Here is a 16947-nt window from a genome sequence, read left to right as displayed (position 1 = left end):
ACTTTTCGTACAGACCCGAGCTCGGTGAGTCAGGCCCGACCCGAAGGTCGGACCTGATGCAGCATCGATCAGTTGTGAGCGTGCAGCGCTTCGTTCAGCTCGATGGCCGACTTGTGGGTTTTGCATTCCACAGCGCCGGTTTGCGAGTTGCGACGGAACAGCAGGTCGGACTGACCGGCCAGCTCGCGGGCTTTAACGATTTTCACCAGTTGGTTCTGGTCATCGAGCAGGGCGACTTTGGTGCCCGCTGTCACATACAGACCAGATTCGACGGTGTTGCGGTCGCCCAGCGGAATACCGATACCGGCGTTCGCGCCGATCAGGCAGCCTTCGCCAACCTTGATGATGATATTGCCGCCACCGGACAGCGTGCCCATGGTCGAGCAGCCGCCACCCAGGTCGGAGCCCTTGCCGACGAATACGCCAGCCGATACGCGGCCTTCGATCATGCCCGGGCCTTCAGTACCGCCATTGAAATTGACGAAGCCTTCGTGCATCACGGTGGTGCCTTCGCCGATATAAGCACCCAGACGTACGCGAGCGCTGTCGGCAATACGCACGCCGCTCGGCACGACGTAGTCGGTCATTTTCGGGAACTTGTCGACGGAGAAGACTTCCAGCAACTCGCCTTTAAGACGTGCTTCCAGCTGACGCGGAGCCAATTCAGCCAGGTCGATTGCGCCCTGGCTGGTCCAGGCAACGTTTGGCAGCAGCGGGAAGATCCCGGCCAGATTCAGGCCGTGTGGCTTGACCAGACGATGGGACAGCAGGTGCAGCTTGAGGTAAGCCTCAGGCGTCGAAGTCAGCGCAGCGTCTTCAGCGAGCAGGGTTGCGACCAGAGGCTTGTGGCTTTCTGCCAGGCGAGACAGCAATGCAGCCTGTACCGCGTCAACGGACTTGAGGGCGTCGGCCAGCTTCAACGCCAGGTCGGTGTTGAAAGTGATGGCCTGGTTGCCACCCGTGTAACCCAACACTGGGGTAATAGCAGCGATCAGCTCGGCCGACGGATTGATCAGTGGCTGAGCGTAAAAAACCTCCAGCCATGCGCCTTGACGGTTTTGAGTGCCGACGCCGAAGGCCAGGCTGAACAGGGAAGTGGACATGCAAATACCTCTTACGAATTTAAAGGGCTATCTCAGTCAGGCGATAGCCGCTGCATACAGGTCTGGTTTGAAGCCAATCAGGGTTCTGTCACCGAGATCAAGCACCGGGCGCTTGATCATCGAGGGTTGAGCGAGCATCAGTTCGATCGCTTTCGCCTGGTCGAGATCGGCTTTTTGTCCGTCGTCGAGCTTGCGAAAGGTGGTACCTGCGCGATTCAACACTGTCTGCCAGCCGTGCTCGTTGCACCATTGGGTCAGATGTTCGCGATCAATGCCCTGCGTCTTGTAGTCATGAAAATCGTAACTCACCGGTTTTTCATCGAGCCAGGTGCGAGCTTTCTTCATTGTGTCGCAGGCTTTGATCCCGTACAGGTGCAACTTGTTGATTTCATCAGCCACGAGCTTGCCCCCTTGGAGACGGTTGAAAAACGGTCACGGATTATGCCATGGACGAGGCCAATCCGGGGATAACCACGGCGCGACAGCTTAAACCGTGAATATGGCGGTTTGATTGTTATAGAACTCAACCCACCCTAATACTGCGCTGTAAAGCAGCCAGGTCCTGTAGGGGCGAGCTTGCTCGCGATTTGGCCGACAAGTCGATGAAGATATCGTCTGTGCTGACGCTATCGCGAGCAAGCTCGCTTCTACAGGTAATCCGGGATCAACGCTTCTTAATGAAATCCCGAATCCGCTCGGCCGCTTCGATGCATTCGGCCAATGGGGCAACCAGGGCCAGTCGCACGCGGCCGGCACCAGGGTTGAAGCCGTCCACTTCACGGGACAGGTAAGAGCCCGGCACCACAGTGACATGCTGGTCGACGAACAGATCGCGGCAAAACGCTGCGTCGTCTCCACCTACACTTGGCCACAGATAAAAGCTCCCATCCGGGCGTTGCACGTCCATTACTGGCGCGAGGATGTCCAGAACGGCGTCGAATTTTTCTCGATACAGATCGCGGTTGGCCCGTACATGGTCCTCATCATTCCAGGCAGCAATGCTCGCCAGCTGGGTTTGAATCGGCATGGCGCAGCCGTGGTAGGTGCGATACAGCAGGAATGCCTTCAGAATTTCCGCGTCACCCGCCACAAAGCCTGAACGCAGGCCTGGGAGGTTCGAGCGTTTCGACAGGCTGTGGAAAACCACGCAGCGTTTGAAGTCCTGGCGCCCCAGGGCTACACAGGCGCTCAGTAACCCCGCAGTTGGCGCCTGTTCGTCGAAGTACAGCTCGCTGTAGCACTCGTCAGCGGCGATCACGAAGTCGTGCTCATCAGCCAGGGCGATCAGCTTTTTCAGAGTTTCCAGCGGGATTACTGCGCCGGTCGGGTTGCCTGGCGAGCACAGAAATAGAATCTGGCAGCGTTCCCAGACATCTGCAGACACTGCATCGAAATCAGGGTTAAAACCGTTTTCACTCAGGCAGGGCAGGTAGTGGGGGGTTGCCCCGGCGAGGAACGCTGCGCCTTCGTAGATCTGATAGAACGGGTTGGGGCTGATCACCAATCCTTCGTCGCCGCGATTGACCACGGTTTGCGTGAAGGCAAACAAGGCTTCGCGGGTACCGTTGACCGGCAGCACGTTACACGCAGGGTCCAGCCAGCCGCTGGGTACGCCGAAACGTCGTTCGCACCAGCCAGCGATGGCTTCACGCAATGCAGGGACGCCCAAGGTCGTCGGGTAGACGGCCATCTGGTCAAGGTTGTCGACCATGGCCTGGGCAACGAACTCCGGCGAACGATGCTTGGGTTCACCAATCGACAGCGCAATCGGCCGCTTTTCAGGATTCGGCGTCACGCTGCCGAGCAAGGCACGAAGCTTCTCGAAAGGGTAAGGCTGGAGCAGTTGCATTGCATTATTCATGGGGCTGGGTTCTCAAGGGTTTGGATCTCAAGAGCTGGCGCTCTGGACAGGAAGCGCCGTAAGTCAATTCATTCAAGTCGTGCGGGCCTGCTCAGATGCTGAGACGAAACTCACCGGCAGCCTCCGGATTGACGCTTAGCTGTTCGACGATCGCATCTTGCAGGCGGCTGCACAGCTGAGGGTCGGACAGCGGATGGTTGTTTGCGTCAGTGATAAAGAACACGTCTTCTACCCGCTCGCCAAGGGTCGAAATCTTCGCGTTTTGCAGGGACAGGTCAAACTCGAGAAAGATCTTGCCAATCCGTGCCAGCAGGCCAGGTCGATCCGGCGCGGACAGCTCCAGTATTGTTACCGGTCGCTGTGCATCGTTGTGGATAGTGACCTGCGGAGCGAAAGCGAAATGCTTGAGCTGACGCGGTACCCGACGTTTGATGATGGTCGGATAATCGTCGGGATTGCGCAGAGCTTCGTAGAGTCCATCGCGAATCTGCTTGATTCGCTCGGGATTATCGCCGATCGAGCCGCCATTGTTGTCGAGCACGATATAGGTGTCGAGGGTGAACTGGCTGCTGGAAGTCAGCACCCGTGCGTCGTGGATGTTCAGATTCAACTGGTCCATGGCCGCCACTGTCACCGCGAAAAAGTCATGCTGGTCTGGCGCATAGATGAAAATCTGCGTGCCGCCTTCGAACTCTCGCTGGGTGGTTTCCTTGATCAGAACCAGAGGCCCGCCACGGTCTGGCTGCTGCAAGATGGCATCGCTGTGCCAGGCAACATCGCCTGCAGTGTGGCGCAGGAAGTAGTCGTCACCCAGTTGCGACCATAGTTGCTCGACATCATCAGGATCCGTGCCGTTGCGCACCAGAATATCCAGTGCAGCGGTCTGCGTGCGGCGGATCTGCTCTTCGCGGTCCACCGGGTTTTCCAGACCGCGACGCAGGGCGCGCTTGGTTTCGGTGTAAAGCTGGCGCAGCAGGCTGGCGCGCCATGAGTTCCACAGGGTCGGGTTGGTGGCATTGATATCGGCCACCGTCAGCACATAGAGGTAATCCAGATGCACTTCATCGCCAACGAACTGAGCGAAGTCATGGATGACCTGCGGGTCCGACAAATCCTTGCGCTGGGCTGTAGTGGACATCACCAGGTGGTGGCTCACCAGCCAGACGATCAGGCTGGTGTCCCAGGTCGGCAGTTGATGCCGCTCGCCGAAGGCCTGTGCGTCCACTGCGCCCAGTTCCGAGTGATCGCCGCCACGGCCCTTGCCGATATCGTGGTAGAGCCCGGCCAGATAGATCAGCTCGGGCTTGGGCAGTCTGGCCATGATCTTGCTGGCCAGCGGGAATTTCTCTGAAACCTGCGTGTACTGCAGCTTTCGCAGGTGTTTGATCAGGTTCAGGGTGTGGGCATCCACCGTGTAAATGTGGAATAGGTCATGCTGCATCTGTCCGACGATATGGCCGAACTCCGGCAGATACAGACCGAGAATCCCATAACGGTTCATGCGCCGCAGGTTGCGGTGTATGCCGATTTCGCACTTGAACAGCTCAATGAACAGGCTGGTATTACGAATATCGTTACGGAAATCATCGTTGATCAAATGCCGATGTTCGCGCAGCAGCCGAATAGTATCTGCGCGCACGCCTTTGATTTCCGGATGCTGGGCCATGAGTACGAAAATTTCGATCATGGCGAATGGCGTGCGTTTGAATACGTTTGGGTTCGTCGCTTCGATGTAACCGTCATGCAGTTGAAAGCGCGAATTGATCGGCTGGGTCACAGCACCGTCGTCGTCGGTCAGGATGACTTCTTCGAAATGCTGAATGATCAGGTCACTCAACTCGGCGATGCTCATGACCACCCGATAGTACTTCTGCATGAAGCGCTCTATGGCCAGCTTGGCGTCGCTGTCCTGGTAGCCCAATAAATTGGCGATGCTGCTCTGATAGTCGAACAGCAGCCGATCTTCCGAGCGGCCAGCCAGCATGTGCAGGGCGTAGCGCACTTTCCAGAGGAAATCCTGAGAGGATGCGAGCAGGTTGTTCTCGCTTTCCAGCAGGAAACCCGGTCCGGCAAGTGCATGCAGATTCAGGGTCCCGTACTGGCGTCGCGCGACCCAGAGAATAGTCTGGATATCCCGTAGTCCACCTGGCGAGCCTTTGACGTTGGGCTCAAGGTTGTATTCGGTATCGTTGTATTTGTGATGGCGGGTTTTCTGCTCCGCACGCTTGGCGAGGAAAAACTCCTTGCTTGGCCACATTTCTCTAGTACTTGTAACGTCCAGCATGCGCTGACGCAGACGCTCGGGCCCGGCGATGGTGCGGCTTTCCATCAGGTTGGTGATCACCGTCAGGTCAGCGCGGCCCTCTTGGGCGCATTCGTCCACCGAACGCACGCTTTGACCGACTTCGAGTCCGATGTCCCAAAGCAGTGTCAAAAAGCCCTCGATGGGCTCGCGGAAAATTTCGTGATCGGCGCTGTCCAGCAAGATCAGCAGGTCGATGTCCGAGTAAGGGTGCAACTCGCCACGCCCGTAGCCCCCAACGGCCAGCAGGGCGATATCCGCTTCTTCGCTCCAGTCGAACTGATCCCAGGCCTGCTGCAGAATGTTGTCCACGAACCAGGCGCGATCTTCAATCAAGCGGCGGATGTCGCGGCCGGACTGGAAGCGCGAGTCCAGCACCTCTCGCGCACTGCGGATGGCTTTCTTGAAAGCGGCGATTGGACTGGCTTTCAGGGCCAGTTCGGCCTGGAACTGACCACGGTCGAACAAATCGGGATCCACCTGCGGCATGGAACAGCTTTCCTTTTATCTAGAGCGAACGGGGTAGCGGGCTTGCGGGCGTCAAGCCTGATAGCGGGGCTGAATCAGGCTGAAGTGCGGGCGATCGTGTCGTCGCTACGCAGGGTGAAAATCTCATAGCCGTTGGCCGTTACCAGAATCGTGTGCTCCCACTGGGCCGACAATTTGCGGTCCTTGGTGATGGCTGTCCAGCCGTCACCCAGCAGACGTGTTTCGGCCTTGCCCTGATTGATCATGGGCTCGATGGTGAAGGTCATGCCTTCTTTCAGTTCCATGCCATCGCCGGCCTTGCCGTAGTGCAGGACCTGCGGTTCCTCGTGGAAGACCTTGCCGATGCCATGGCCACAGTATTCGCGGACCACGGAAAAGCCGCTTTTTTCAGCGTGCTTCTGGATCACTTCGCCAATGTCGCCAAGTCGAGTGCCCGGACGAACGATTTCGATACCTTTATAGAGGCATTCCTGAGTGATCTTCGACAGCCGTTCAGCCCATTCCGGCACCTTGCCGACGTGGAACATCTTGCTGGTATCACCGTGGTAGCCATCCTTGATGACCGTGACGTCGATATTCAGTACGTCGCCGTTCTTCAGCGGCTTGTCGTTGGGAATACCGTGGCAGACCACATGGTTGATCGAGGTGCAGATCGACTTTGGATAGCCTTTGTAATTAAGGGGGGCAGGGATCGCCTTTTGCTCGTTGACGATGTAGTCGTGGCAGATGCGGTCCAGTTCTTCGGTGGTGACGCCAGGTTTGACGTGAGCACCGATCATTTCCAGGACATCGGCAGCCAGACGACCGGCAATGCGCATTTTTTCGATGTCTTCAGGGGTTTTGATGGTGACTGTCATACGATCTCTCTTGGTACGCGATACGCGCAGCTAAATACGGAAAACGGCGATTCTAACAGACGTGGCGGGTGGGGGATTATTGGTTCCTTATATGGGGGGGTACTCTCCCTGAAAAGGCTTGCGGGCCCAAAAAAGAATATGAAGAACCTCGGCCTGTAAATGCCTCTCATATCCCCTGTTTTTTTCGGTTTCCGTTTTCCGCCTTTTCATGATATAAAATGCGCCGCTTTCCGGGGTATGCCCCGCAAGCACTAACCCACACACGTGTCGACACGATGACCTGGGTGCCCTCGGCTCGAAGCCGCTGGTTGGTCATTGGGATACGTGGAGGCCTAACCCGACTTATCAAGGAACTATCATGTCCCAAGTCAACATGCGCGATATGCTGAAGGCCGGTGTGCACTTCGGTCACCAGACCCGTTACTGGAACCCGAAAATGGGTAAATACATTTTCGGCGCGCGTAACAAGATCCACATCATCAACCTTGAAAAAACCCTGCCAATGTTCAACGAAGCTCTGACTTTCGTTGAGCGCCTGGCTTCGGGCAAAAACAAGATCCTGTTCGTCGGCACCAAGCGTTCCGCTGGCAAGATCGTTGCTGAAGAAGCAGCACGTTGCGGTTCGCCGTACGTCGATCACCGCTGGTTGGGCGGCATGCTGACCAACTTCAAAACCATCCGTCAGTCCATCAAGCGTCTGCGTGAGCTTGAGATTCAGGCTGAAGACGGTACTTTCGCCAAGCTGACCAAGAAAGAGGCGCTGATGCGCACTCGCGATCTGGAAAAGCTGGACCGTAGCCTGGGTGGTATCAAGGACATGGGCGGTCTGCCTGATGCACTGTTCGTTATCGACGTTGATCACGAGCGCATTGCGATCACCGAGGCCAACAAGCTGGGTATCCCGGTTATCGGCGTAGTCGATACCAACAGCAGCCCGGAAGGCGTTGACTACATCATCCCAGGCAACGATGACGCAATCCGCGCTATCCAGCTGTACATGGGTTCGATGGCTGACGCTGTAATCCGCGGTCGCAACAACGTAGCTGGCGGCACCGACGTATTCGTCGAAGAAGCTCCAGCTGCTGCTGTTGAAGGCTGAGTAGTTAACGCCTAGCGTTTACTCAGTACGCAAAAAGGGGGCTTGGCCCCCTTTTTGCCACCTCGAAAACCATTGTTGGCGCTGTGATGACACATTTGTCATTTCTGGCTGTCACGTTGAGTTTTCAAGAATTTGAACGCTCGCTCAGGCGAGTGGAATGGTTGAAGACCTATCCAAGAGGATTTTGAAATGGCAGAGATTACTGCAGCGTTGGTTAAAGAACTGCGCGAGCGTACCGGCGAAGGCATGATGGATTGCAAAAAGGCCTTGACCAAGGCTGGCGGCGACATCGAGAAAGCCATTGATGACATGCGTGCTTCGGGCGCGATCAAAGCAGCCAAGAAAGCAGGCAACGTTGCTGCTGAAGGCGCTATCGCTGTCAAGGTTGCTGAAGATGGCAAGCGCGCTACCATCATCGAAGTCAACTCCCAGACTGACTTCCTGGCCCTGCAAGACGACTTCAAAAACTTCGTCACCAGCAGCCTGGAAAAAGCTTTCGCTGACAAACTGACCGACGCAGCCCCGCTGATCGAAGCCCAGGAAGTCGAGCGTACTGCTCTGGTTGCCAAAGTTGGCGAAAACGTGAACATCCGTCGTCTGTCGAGCATCGAAGGTGACGTGGTCAATGCTTACCTGCACGGCAACAAGATCGGTGTTGTGGTTGTCCTGAAAGGCGGCGACGCTGACCTGGCCAAAGACATCGCGATGCACGTTGCTGCCAGCAACCCTGAATTCCTGCTGCCTTCGGAAGTTTCTGCCGAAGCGATCGAGCGCGAGAAGGGCGTCTTCATGCAGCTGAACGAAGACAAGATCAAAGGCAAGCCAGCCGAAATCGTTGAAAAAATGGTTGCCGGTCGTATCACCAAGTTCCTGGCTGAAGCCAGCCTTGTTGAGCAGGCGTTCGTCAAGAACCCGGAAATCAAGGTCGGCGATCTGGCCAAGAAAGCCGGCGCTGAAATCGTTTCTTTCACCTACTTCAAAGTAGGCGAAGGCATCGAGAAGCCAGTCGACAACTTCGCTGAAGAAGTCGCTGCGCAAGTAGCTGCAAGCAAGAAGTAAGACGGTTCACCAACTGTCGTCCCAAAGAGGCTGCCCGCTCACGCGCGCAGCCTCTTTGTCAAAAAGGAAAAGCTAATTGTTTTCCTTGGAGAAGTGGCTTACAAGGCTGCATTCTTCTGACGCTCTCGCAGCGTCAAGCTAGAGTAAGCGCAGGCTTGAACAGCCCGCACAGATTTTTTTTCAGAAAACGCCGCAGGAGAGATTCGCAATGGCTCAGCAGGGCAGTGGTTATCAGGCTCGCTATAAACGCATTCTACTCAAGCTTAGCGGCGAGGCCCTGATGGGGTCCGAAGAGTTCGGTATCGATCCAAAGGTGCTGGATCGCATGGCGCTGGAAGTCGGCCAGCTGGTTGGCATTGGCGTACAGGTCGGTCTGGTTATCGGTGGTGGCAACCTGTTCCGTGGCGCGGCATTGAGTGCTGCCGGCATGGATCGTGTCACGGGTGATCACATGGGCATGCTGGCCACTGTGATGAACGCCCTGGCAATGCGTGATGCGCTGGAGCGTGCCAATATCTCCGCCATCGTGATGTCTGCCATTTCGATGGTAGGTGTGACGGACCATTACGATCGCCGCAAGGCGATGCGTCACCTAAACTCCAAGGAAGTCGTGATCTTTGCGGCCGGCACGGGTAACCCGTTCTTCACCACGGATTCGGCTGCTTGCTTGCGAGCAATCGAAATCGATGCCGACGTTGTCCTCAAGGCAACCAAGGTTGATGGTGTCTACACCGCAGATCCATTCAAAGACCCGCATGCAGAGAAGTTCGATCATCTGACTTACGATGAAGTGCTGGATCGCAAACTGGGTGTGATGGATCTGACGGCGATTTGCCTGTGCCGTGACCACAAGATGCCACTTCGCGTTTTTAACATGAACAAGCCCGGCGCCCTACTGAATATCGTACACGGCGGCGCTGAAGGAACCCTGATCGAGGAAGGCGCACAATGATCAATGACATCAAAAAAGACGCTCAAGAGCGCATGCAGAAATCACTCGAATCCCTGGCTCATGCTTTTGGTCAGATTCGGACCGGCAAGGCTCACCCAAGCATCCTGGGTAGCGTCATGGTGCCTTACTACGGCGCTGACACCCCTTTGAGTGGTGTTGCCAACGTTACAGTAAAAGATTCCCGGACCCTGCAAGTCGTGGCCTTCGAGCGCAATATGCTCGCAGCGGTCGACAAGGCGATCCAGAGCGCGGGTTTGAACCTGAATCCGACCAACCTTGGCGAGTTGCTGTTGATCTCCATGCCAGCCCTGACTGAGGAAACCCGCAAGGGCTTCACCAAGCAAGCGCGCAGTGCGGCTGAAGATGCTCGTGTTGCCGTGCGCAACATCCGCCGCGACGCGTTGGGCGAACTGAAGAAGCTGGTCAAGGACAAGGAAATCAGCGAAGACGAAGAGCGTCGTGCAGCTGCTGATATCCAGAAGTTGACTGACAAGGCTGAGTCGGACATCGATTCGGCGACCAAGCAGAAAGAAGCAGACCTGATGGCCGTATAAGGTCGGGGTGCTTTCATGGAAAAGACAAAGCTGGCGGTACCCTCGGCGGTACCACGTCATGTCGCGATCATCATGGACGGCAATAATCGCTGGGCAAAGAAGCGCTTGTTGCCCGGCGTAGCGGGGCATAAAGCTGGCGTGGATGCGGTTCGTGCGGTTATCGAAGTCTGTGCCGAGGCCAAGGTCGAGGTGCTGACGCTGTTCGCTTTCTCCAGTGAGAACTGGCAGCGCCCGGCAGAAGAGGTCGGTGCCTTGATGGAGTTGTTTTTCACGGCCCTGCGCCGTGAAACTCGACGCCTGAATGAAAACGAGATCAGCCTGCGTATCATTGGTGATCGTTCGCGTTTTCATCCCGAGCTTCAGGCTGCGATGCGCGAAGCCGAGTCCAGCACTGCTGGTAATAACCGCTTCGTGCTGCAGATCGCCGCCAACTACGGCGGTCAGTGGGACATCGCCCAAGCTGCTCAGCGACTGGCTCGTGAGGTTCAGGCTGGCCATCTTCGTCCTGAGGATATAACGCCGGAGTTGCTGCAGACCTGTCTGGCAACTGGCGATCTGCCGCTGCCCGACCTGTGCATCCGTACCGGTGGCGAACATCGCATCAGTAATTTCCTGCTTTGGCAGCTGGCTTATGCCGAGCTGTACTTCTCCGACCTGTTCTGGCCGGACTTCAAACACGATGCCATGCGCGCTGCGCTGGCCGATTTCGCTTCGCGCCAACGTCGTTTCGGTAAAACGAGCGAACAGGTAGAAGCTGGAGCCCGGGCTTAATGCTGAAACAACGAATCATCACGGCGCTTATTCTGCTGCCGATTGCTCTTTGCGGTTTTTTCCTGCTCGCAGGGGCGAGCTTCGCGCTCTTCATCGGTCTGGTGGTGACCCTCGGCGCCTGGGAGTGGGCGCGTCTTGCGGGTTTTCCTGCCCAGTCGGCGCGCATTGCTTATGCGGCCGTGGTGGCTGGGTTGCTGTTCCTTCTGTATCTCATGCCCGGCCTTGCTCCTTGGGTGCTGATCGCGGCGGTTATCTGGTGGGCGGTGGCAACTTGGCTGGTACTCACCTTTCCTGCGTCCAGCGGGCATTGGTCGAGCGCCGCCTGCAAGCTGGTGATCGGATTGCTGATTCTGCTGCCCGCGTGGCAGGGTCTGGTGCTCATCAAGCAGTGGCCCTTGGGTAACTGGCTGATTCTGTCAGTGATGGTCCTGGTATGGGGAGCTGACATTGGCGCCTACTTTTCCGGCAAGGCCTTCGGCAAGCGCAAGCTGGCACCGAAAGTCAGTCCGGGGAAAAGCTGGGAAGGCGTCTACGGTGGTTTGCTGACCTGTCTTCTGATCACCGTCGTCGTCGGTATTATCCGTGGCTGGTCCGCGTCGCAGTTCGTGTTCGGCTTGATTGGTGCGGCTATCGTGGTGTTCATTTCGGTGGTAGGCGACTTGACCGAAAGCATGTTCAAGCGCCAGTCCGGTTTTAAAGACAGCAGCAATCTGCTTCCGGGTCACGGTGGAGTGCTTGATCGAATCGACAGTCTGACTGCTGCCATTCCGGTTTTCGCCGTGCTGCTGTGGGCTGCTGAGTGGGGCGTGCTGTGAGTCGTCCTCAACAGGTTACCGTTCTGGGGGCTACGGGTTCGGTCGGCCTGAGTACCCTCGACGTTATCGGACGTCATCCCGAGCTCTATCAGGTTTTCGCCCTCACCGGGTTCACTCGGCATAGCGAGCTATTGGCATTGTGCGTTAAACACACGCCACAGTTCGCTGTGCTGCCGACTCAGGAAGCTGCGCGCAAGCTGCAAGATGACCTGGCCGTCGCCGGTCTGGATACCCGTGTGCTGGTAGGGGAGGGCGGCCTCTGTGAGGTGGCCTCTCATCCGCAGGTAGACACGGTGCTCGCTGCTATTGTTGGTGCGGCAGGTTTGCGACCGACACTGGCGGCGGTGGAGGCGGGTAAAAAAGTGCTTCTGGCGAACAAGGAAGCGCTGGTCATGTCCGGCGCCCTGTTTATGGAGGCTGTTCGCCAAAGTGGCGCGATTCTGCTGCCCATTGATAGCGAGCACAACGCAATCTTTCAGTGCCTGCCGGTTGATTACGCCCGTGGGCTGGTTCCGGTGGGTGTGCGGCGAATCCTGCTGACGGGTTCCGGTGGCCCGTTTCGCGAGACGCCATTGGACCAATTGGGTGGCGTGACGCCGGAGCAAGCCTGCGCCCATCCGAACTGGTCAATGGGTCGCAAGATTTCCGTCGACTCGGCGAGCATGGTCAACAAGGGCCTGGAGTTGATCGAGGCGTGTTGGCTGTTTGACGCCCGGCCGGATCAGATTGAAGTGGTGATACACCCGCAAAGCGTCATCCATTCAATGGTTGATTACATGGATGGTTCGGTATTGGCTCAGTTGGGCAACCCGGATATGCGTACGCCTATAGCCCACGCCCTCGCGTGGCCAAAGCGTATTGATTCGGGTGTTGCGCCGCTGGATCTGTTCAGTATTGCCCGACTTGATTTCCAGGCACCCGACGAGCAACGGTTCCCATGCCTGCGTCTGGCCCGTCAGGCTGCCGAGGCAGGCAACAGCGCTCCGGCGATGCTGAATGCGGCTAACGAAGTGGCTGTGGCAGCATTTCTTGATCGGCGCATCCGTTATCCGGAAATCGCGAGTATGATCGACGAGGTTTTGAATCTTGAACCAGTCGTTGCGCTTCAAGATCTTGGAGCGGTATTCGAGGTGGATTCGAAAGCGCGCGTTCTGGCAGAGCAATGGCTCGGTCGTAACGGGCGATAACAGCACATGCTAGAAAGCACAGGCTGTGAGCGGGATGTAAACCCCGTCGGGCTTGTGACTGGAGAAAGTTGATGAGCGCGCTCTATATGATTGTTGGCACCCTGGTTGCCTTGGGTGTGCTGGTAACCTTTCACGAATTTGGCCACTTTTGGGTGGCCAGGCGTTGTGGCGTCAAGGTTCTGCGTTTTTCGGTGGGTTTCGGTATGCCACTGCTGCGCTGGCATGACAGGCAAGGCACCGAGTTCGTCGTCGCCGCGATCCCGCTCGGCGGCTACGTGAAAATGCTCGACGAGCGTGAAGGCGAGGTTCCGCTTGAGCTAGCCGAGCAATCATTCAATCGCAAGTCGGTTTATCAGCGTATTGCTATTGTCAGTGCCGGTCCGATTGCGAACTTCCTGTTGGCCATCGTGTTTTTCTGGGCGCTGGCCATGCTGGGTAGCCAGCAGGTGCGTCCAGTCATTGGCGCGGTTGAGGCTGGCAGCATCGCGCAGAAGGCCGGGCTGAGCGCCGGGCAGGAGATTGTAGCCGTCGATGGTGAGCCGACCACTGGCTGGTCGGCTGTCAATTTGCAGCTGGTGCGGCGTCTGGGAGAAAGCGGCACGCTCGCGCTAACGGTTCGCGAGCAGGGCTCGACTGCCGACACTTCACACGAACTGGCGCTGGATAGCTGGCTCAAGGGTGCTGAAGAACCGGACCCTATCAAATCTCTGGGGCTTCGGCCCTGGCGTCCGGCCTTGCCACCTGTTCTGGCTGAAATTGACCCGAAAGGTCCTGCACAGTCCGCGGGTCTGAAGGCTGGCGACCGCTTGCTGGCGCTGGACGGTCAGCCACTCGACGAATGGCAACAAGTGGTTGATAAGGTGCGTGAGCGCCCGGATGCAAAGATTTCGCTTCGCGTCGAGCGTGACGGTGCCCAGCTGGATGTTCCGCTGACGCTGGCCGTGCGTGGCGAGGGTAAGGCAGCCACCGGTTATCTCGGCGCGGGCGTCAAAGGTATTGAATGGCCACCAGAGATGCTTCGGGAGGTCAGCTTCGGTCCTTTAGCCGCCGTGGCCGAGGGCGCGCGGCGTACCTGGACAATGAGCGTACTGACACTGGATTCGCTTAAAAAAATGTTGTTCGGTGAGCTCTCGGTAAAAAACTTGAGTGGACCGATAACCATTGCTAAAGTGGCGGGCGCTTCGGCCCAGTCGGGCATTGGTGACTTCCTGAATTTCCTGGCATATCTGAGCATAAGCCTGGGAGTTCTGAATTTGCTGCCTATTCCAGTACTGGACGGGGGGCATTTGTTGTTTTATCTGATCGAGTGGGCACGTGGTCGCCCCCTTTCGGATAGGGTTCAAGGTTGGGGGGTTCAGATCGGTATCAGTCTGGTGGTGGGCGTCATGTTGCTCGCGCTGGTCAACGATCTGGGTCGACTGTAAAGCTTAGCTTTGCTGAGTTGCGAATCTGCCGCATTTTGCGGCAGTTTGTTTATTGCCAGTTGGAATAAGAAAGGACTTCATGAAACGTCTGCTGCTAACTGCGGTTCTTGCCGTACTGATGATTGCCGAAGTTCACGCCGAGTCCTTCACTATCTCCGATATCCGTGTCAATGGCCTGCAGCGGGTTTCCGCTGGCAGTGTATTTGGTGCGTTGCCGCTGAACGTTGGCGAGCAAGCGGATGATGGTCGTCTGGTGGATGCCACTCGCGCGCTGTTCAAAACCGGTTTCTTTCAAGATATCCAACTGGGTCGTGACGGCAATGTCCTGGTCATCACCGTTGTCGAGCGCCCGTCCGTTGCGAGCATCGAGATCGAAGGCAACAAGGCCATTTCTACCGAGGACCTGATGAAAGGTCTGAAGTCGTCGGGTCTGGCCGAAGGTGAAATCTTCCAGCGCGCCACCCTTGAGGGCGTGCGTAACGAGCTGCAACGCCAGTACGTTGCTCAAGGCCGCTACTCGGCTGAAGTTGCGACTGAGGTCGTTCCTCAGCCGCGTAACCGCGTTGGTCTGAAAATCAACATCAATGAAGGCACCGTTGCTGCCATCCAGCACATCAACGTCGTGGGTAACTCTGTTTTCCCGGACGAAGACCTGATTGATCTGTTTGAGCTGAAGACCACCAACTGGCTTTCCTTTTTCAAGAACGACGACAAGTACGCCCGGGAAAAACTCTCCGGCGACCTCGAACGTCTGCGTTCCTACTACCTCGATCGCGGCTATATCAATATGGATATCGCTTCGACCCAGGTATCGATCACCCCGGACAAGAAAAGCGTCTTCATCACGGTCAACGTCAACGAAGGCCAGAAGTACAGCGTCAAGTCGGTCAAGCTCAGCGGTGACCTGAAGGTCCCGGAAGATCAGGTGAAATCCCTGCTGCTGGTCAAGCCAGGTCAGGTTTTTTCGCGCAAGGTCATGACCACTACGTCCGAGCTGATCACCCGTCGTCTGGGTAACGAAGGCTATACGTTCGCCAACGTCAACGGTGTACCGACCCCTAACGACACCGATCACACCGTGGACATCACTTTCGTGGTTGATCCGGGCAAGCGCGCCTACGTGAATCGCATCAACTTCCGAGGGAACACCAAGTCTGCCGACGACGTACTGCGTCGTGAAATGCGTCAGATGGAAGGTGGCTGGGCTTCGACTTACCTGATCGACCAGTCCAAGACTCGTCTGGATCGCTTGGGCTTCTTTAAGGAAGTGAACGTCGAGACGCCTGCTGTACCGGGTACCGACGATCAGGTTGACGTCAACTACTCCGTAGAAGAGCAGGCTTCCGGCTCGATCACTGCCAGCGTCGGTTTCGCACAAAGTGCTGGTCTGATCCTTGGTGGTTCGATCAGCCAGAACAACTTCCTGGGTACGGGTAACAAGGTCAGCATCGGCCTGACCCGTAGCGAATACCAGAGCCGTTATAACTTCAGCTATGTCGATCCGTACTGGACAGCTGACGGCGTGAGCCTGGGTTACAACGCTTTCTACCGCACCACTGACTACGATGACCTGGATGTCGACGTTGCAAGCTACGCCGTTGATAGCCTGGGTGCTGGCGTCAGCATGGGCTACCCGATCAGTGAAACATCCCGCCTGACGTACGGTTTGAACGTGCAGCAGGACGAAATCAAGACCGGTAAATACACCGTCGACGAGATCTTTGATTTCGTCGACAAGGAAGGCGACAAGTACCTCAACTTCAAAGGTTCGATCGGCTGGTCTGAATCGACGCTGAACAAAGGTGTGCTGGCGACTCGCGGTCACTCGCAAAGTTTAGTGCTCGAATCCACCTTGCCGGGTAGCGACCTGTCGTTCTTCAAGCTGGACTACCGTGCACAGTATTTCCACCCGATCACCGACAACTACACCCTGCGTCTGCACACCGAGCTGGGTTATGGCGACGGTTACGGTTCGACCTCGGGTCTGCCGTTCTACGAGAACTACTATGCCGGTGGCTTCAACTCGGTTCGTGGCTTTAAGGACAGCACCCTGGGCCCGCGCAGTACCCCGAGTCGTGGTGCTGACGCCCCAGGCGGCAAGCCAGGTACGATCGCTGACCCTGATCAGGATCCGCTTCCGTTCGGCGGCAACGTTCTGGTTCAAGGTGGTGTAGAGGTTATGTTTCCTCTGCCATTCATCAAAGATCAGCGCTCCCTGCGCACCTCTGTGTTCTGGGACGTGGGTAACGTGTTCGACTCCAATTGCGATTCCAACCGGACGCGTAACGGCGAGAAGGTTCAATGTAACAACGTTGACCTGTCTGGTATGGCCAGCTCGGTTGGTGTAGGTGTTACCTGGATCACCGCTCTGGGTCCTTTGAGCTTCGCCCTGGCGATGCCAATCAAGAAACCGGATGACGATTCTGAAACCCAGGTATTCCAATTTTCCCTTGGTCAGACCTTCTAATAGTCTG

Annotated in this window: 14 protein-coding genes; 9 read left to right on the top strand and 5 right to left on the bottom strand. The window is 56.8% G+C overall.

Annotated elements, in window-relative coordinates; all coding sequences use genetic code 11:
• Window positions 1-68: 68 nt before the first annotated feature.
• From dapD to map, 5 genes are all read right to left on the bottom strand, one after another.
• Window positions 69-1103 (bottom strand): 2,3,4,5-tetrahydropyridine-2,6-dicarboxylate N-succinyltransferase, encoded by a 1035-nt coding sequence (dapD, locus tag IV01_RS04685; protein WP_032630781.1) that lies wholly within the window; start codon window positions 1101-1103, stop codon window positions 69-71.
• A gap of 36 nt (window positions 1104-1139) precedes the next feature.
• Window positions 1140-1481, bottom strand: coding sequence for an ArsC family reductase (locus IV01_RS04690; RefSeq protein ID WP_032630912.1), 342 nt, complete (start codon window positions 1479-1481; stop codon window positions 1140-1142).
• Between the two features lie 286 nt (window positions 1482-1767).
• Window positions 1768-2964, bottom strand: coding sequence for a succinyldiaminopimelate transaminase (dapC, locus tag IV01_RS04695; protein ID WP_032630780.1), 1197 nt, complete (start codon window positions 2962-2964; stop codon window positions 1768-1770).
• A gap of 91 nt (window positions 2965-3055) precedes the next feature.
• Window positions 3056-5755, bottom strand: coding sequence for a [protein-PII] uridylyltransferase (locus IV01_RS04700; RefSeq protein ID WP_032630779.1), 2700 nt, complete (start codon window positions 5753-5755; stop codon window positions 3056-3058).
• A gap of 74 nt (window positions 5756-5829) precedes the next feature.
• On the bottom strand, window positions 5830-6612 hold the full coding sequence (map, locus tag IV01_RS04705) for a type I methionyl aminopeptidase (RefSeq protein ID WP_032630777.1): 783 nt from the start codon (window positions 6610-6612) through the stop codon (window positions 5830-5832).
• A 358-nt stretch (window positions 6613-6970) separates the two neighbouring features.
• On the opposite strand from map, the gene rpsB reads away from it, so the two are divergent.
• The 9 genes from rpsB (at window position 6971) to bamA (ending at window position 16940) form a co-directional block, all read left to right on the top strand.
• Window positions 6971-7711 carry a 30S ribosomal protein S2 gene (gene rpsB / locus IV01_RS04710; protein ID WP_032630776.1) on the top strand — a complete coding sequence of 247 codons (741 nt, stop codon included), beginning with the start codon at window positions 6971-6973 and terminating at the stop codon, window positions 7709-7711.
• Between the two features lie 189 nt (window positions 7712-7900).
• Complete coding sequence (gene tsf, locus IV01_RS04715) at window positions 7901-8770, top strand: translation elongation factor Ts (RefSeq protein WP_032630775.1); 870 nt, start codon at window positions 7901-7903, stop codon at window positions 8768-8770.
• Window positions 8771-8978: 208 nt separating this feature from the next.
• Window positions 8979-9722 carry a UMP kinase gene (pyrH, locus tag IV01_RS04720; RefSeq protein ID WP_032630773.1) on the top strand — a complete coding sequence of 248 codons (744 nt, stop codon included), beginning with the start codon at window positions 8979-8981 and terminating at the stop codon, window positions 9720-9722.
• Window positions 9719-10276 (top strand): ribosome recycling factor, encoded by a 558-nt coding sequence (gene frr, locus IV01_RS04725; RefSeq protein ID WP_032630772.1) that lies wholly within the window; start codon window positions 9719-9721, stop codon window positions 10274-10276. Before pyrH ends, frr begins: the two co-directional genes overlap by 4 nt.
• A gap of 15 nt (window positions 10277-10291) precedes the next feature.
• Entirely contained in the window at window positions 10292-11047 is a 756-nt protein-coding gene (gene uppS / locus IV01_RS04730) for a polyprenyl diphosphate synthase (protein ID WP_032630771.1), read from the top strand.
• Window positions 11047-11862, top strand: coding sequence for a phosphatidate cytidylyltransferase (locus tag IV01_RS04735; RefSeq protein WP_032630770.1), 816 nt, complete (start codon window positions 11047-11049; stop codon window positions 11860-11862). The genes uppS and IV01_RS04735 overlap by 1 nt, the downstream gene beginning before the upstream one ends.
• Complete coding sequence (ispC, locus tag IV01_RS04740) at window positions 11859-13049, top strand: 1-deoxy-D-xylulose-5-phosphate reductoisomerase (protein WP_032630769.1); 1191 nt, start codon at window positions 11859-11861, stop codon at window positions 13047-13049. Before IV01_RS04735 ends, ispC begins: the two co-directional genes overlap by 4 nt.
• A 71-nt stretch (window positions 13050-13120) precedes the next feature.
• On the top strand, window positions 13121-14473 hold the full coding sequence (gene rseP, locus IV01_RS04745; RefSeq protein WP_032630768.1) for a sigma E protease regulator RseP: 1353 nt from the start codon (window positions 13121-13123) through the stop codon (window positions 14471-14473).
• Window positions 14474-14552: 79 nt separating this feature from the next.
• Window positions 14553-16940, top strand: a complete 2388-nt coding sequence (bamA, locus tag IV01_RS04750; protein ID WP_032630767.1) for an outer membrane protein assembly factor BamA — start codon at window positions 14553-14555, stop codon at window positions 16938-16940.
• Window positions 16941-16947 lie beyond the last annotated feature (7 nt).

Source organism: Pseudomonas syringae (assembly GCF_000737245.1).
GTDB classification, from domain to species: Bacteria; Pseudomonadota; Gammaproteobacteria; order Pseudomonadales; family Pseudomonadaceae; genus Aquipseudomonas; species Aquipseudomonas syringae_J.
This window is presented reverse-complemented; position numbering and strand designations above follow the sequence as displayed.

What these genes read in the sequence shown, in the direction of transcription:
- uppS (WP_032630771.1), top strand. Translation starts at nt 10,292, where the DNA reads ATGGAAAAGACAAAGCTGGCGGTACCCTCGGCGGTACCACGTCATGTC.
- rpsB (WP_032630776.1), top strand. Translation starts at nt 6,971, where the DNA reads ATGTCCCAAGTCAACATGCGCGATATGCTGAAGGCCGGTGTGCACTTC.
- rseP (WP_032630768.1), top strand. Translation starts at nt 13,121, where the DNA reads ATGAGCGCGCTCTATATGATTGTTGGCACCCTGGTTGCCTTGGGTGTG.
- bamA (WP_032630767.1), top strand. Translation starts at nt 14,553, where the DNA reads ATGAAACGTCTGCTGCTAACTGCGGTTCTTGCCGTACTGATGATTGCC.
- IV01_RS04735 (WP_032630770.1), top strand. Translation starts at nt 11,047, where the DNA reads ATGCTGAAACAACGAATCATCACGGCGCTTATTCTGCTGCCGATTGCT.
- frr (WP_032630772.1), top strand. Translation starts at nt 9,719, where the DNA reads ATGATCAATGACATCAAAAAAGACGCTCAAGAGCGCATGCAGAAATCA.
- dapC (WP_032630780.1), bottom strand. Translation starts at nt 2,964, where the DNA reads ATGAATAATGCAATGCAACTGCTCCAGCCTTACCCTTTCGAGAAGCTT.
- tsf (WP_032630775.1), top strand. Translation starts at nt 7,901, where the DNA reads ATGGCAGAGATTACTGCAGCGTTGGTTAAAGAACTGCGCGAGCGTACC.
- dapD (WP_032630781.1), bottom strand. Translation starts at nt 1,103, where the DNA reads ATGTCCACTTCCCTGTTCAGCCTGGCCTTCGGCGTCGGCACTCAAAAC.
- pyrH (WP_032630773.1), top strand. Translation starts at nt 8,979, where the DNA reads ATGGCTCAGCAGGGCAGTGGTTATCAGGCTCGCTATAAACGCATTCTA.
- IV01_RS04700 (WP_032630779.1), bottom strand. Translation starts at nt 5,755, where the DNA reads ATGCCGCAGGTGGATCCCGATTTGTTCGACCGTGGTCAGTTCCAGGCC.
- map (WP_032630777.1), bottom strand. Translation starts at nt 6,612, where the DNA reads ATGACAGTCACCATCAAAACCCCTGAAGACATCGAAAAAATGCGCATT.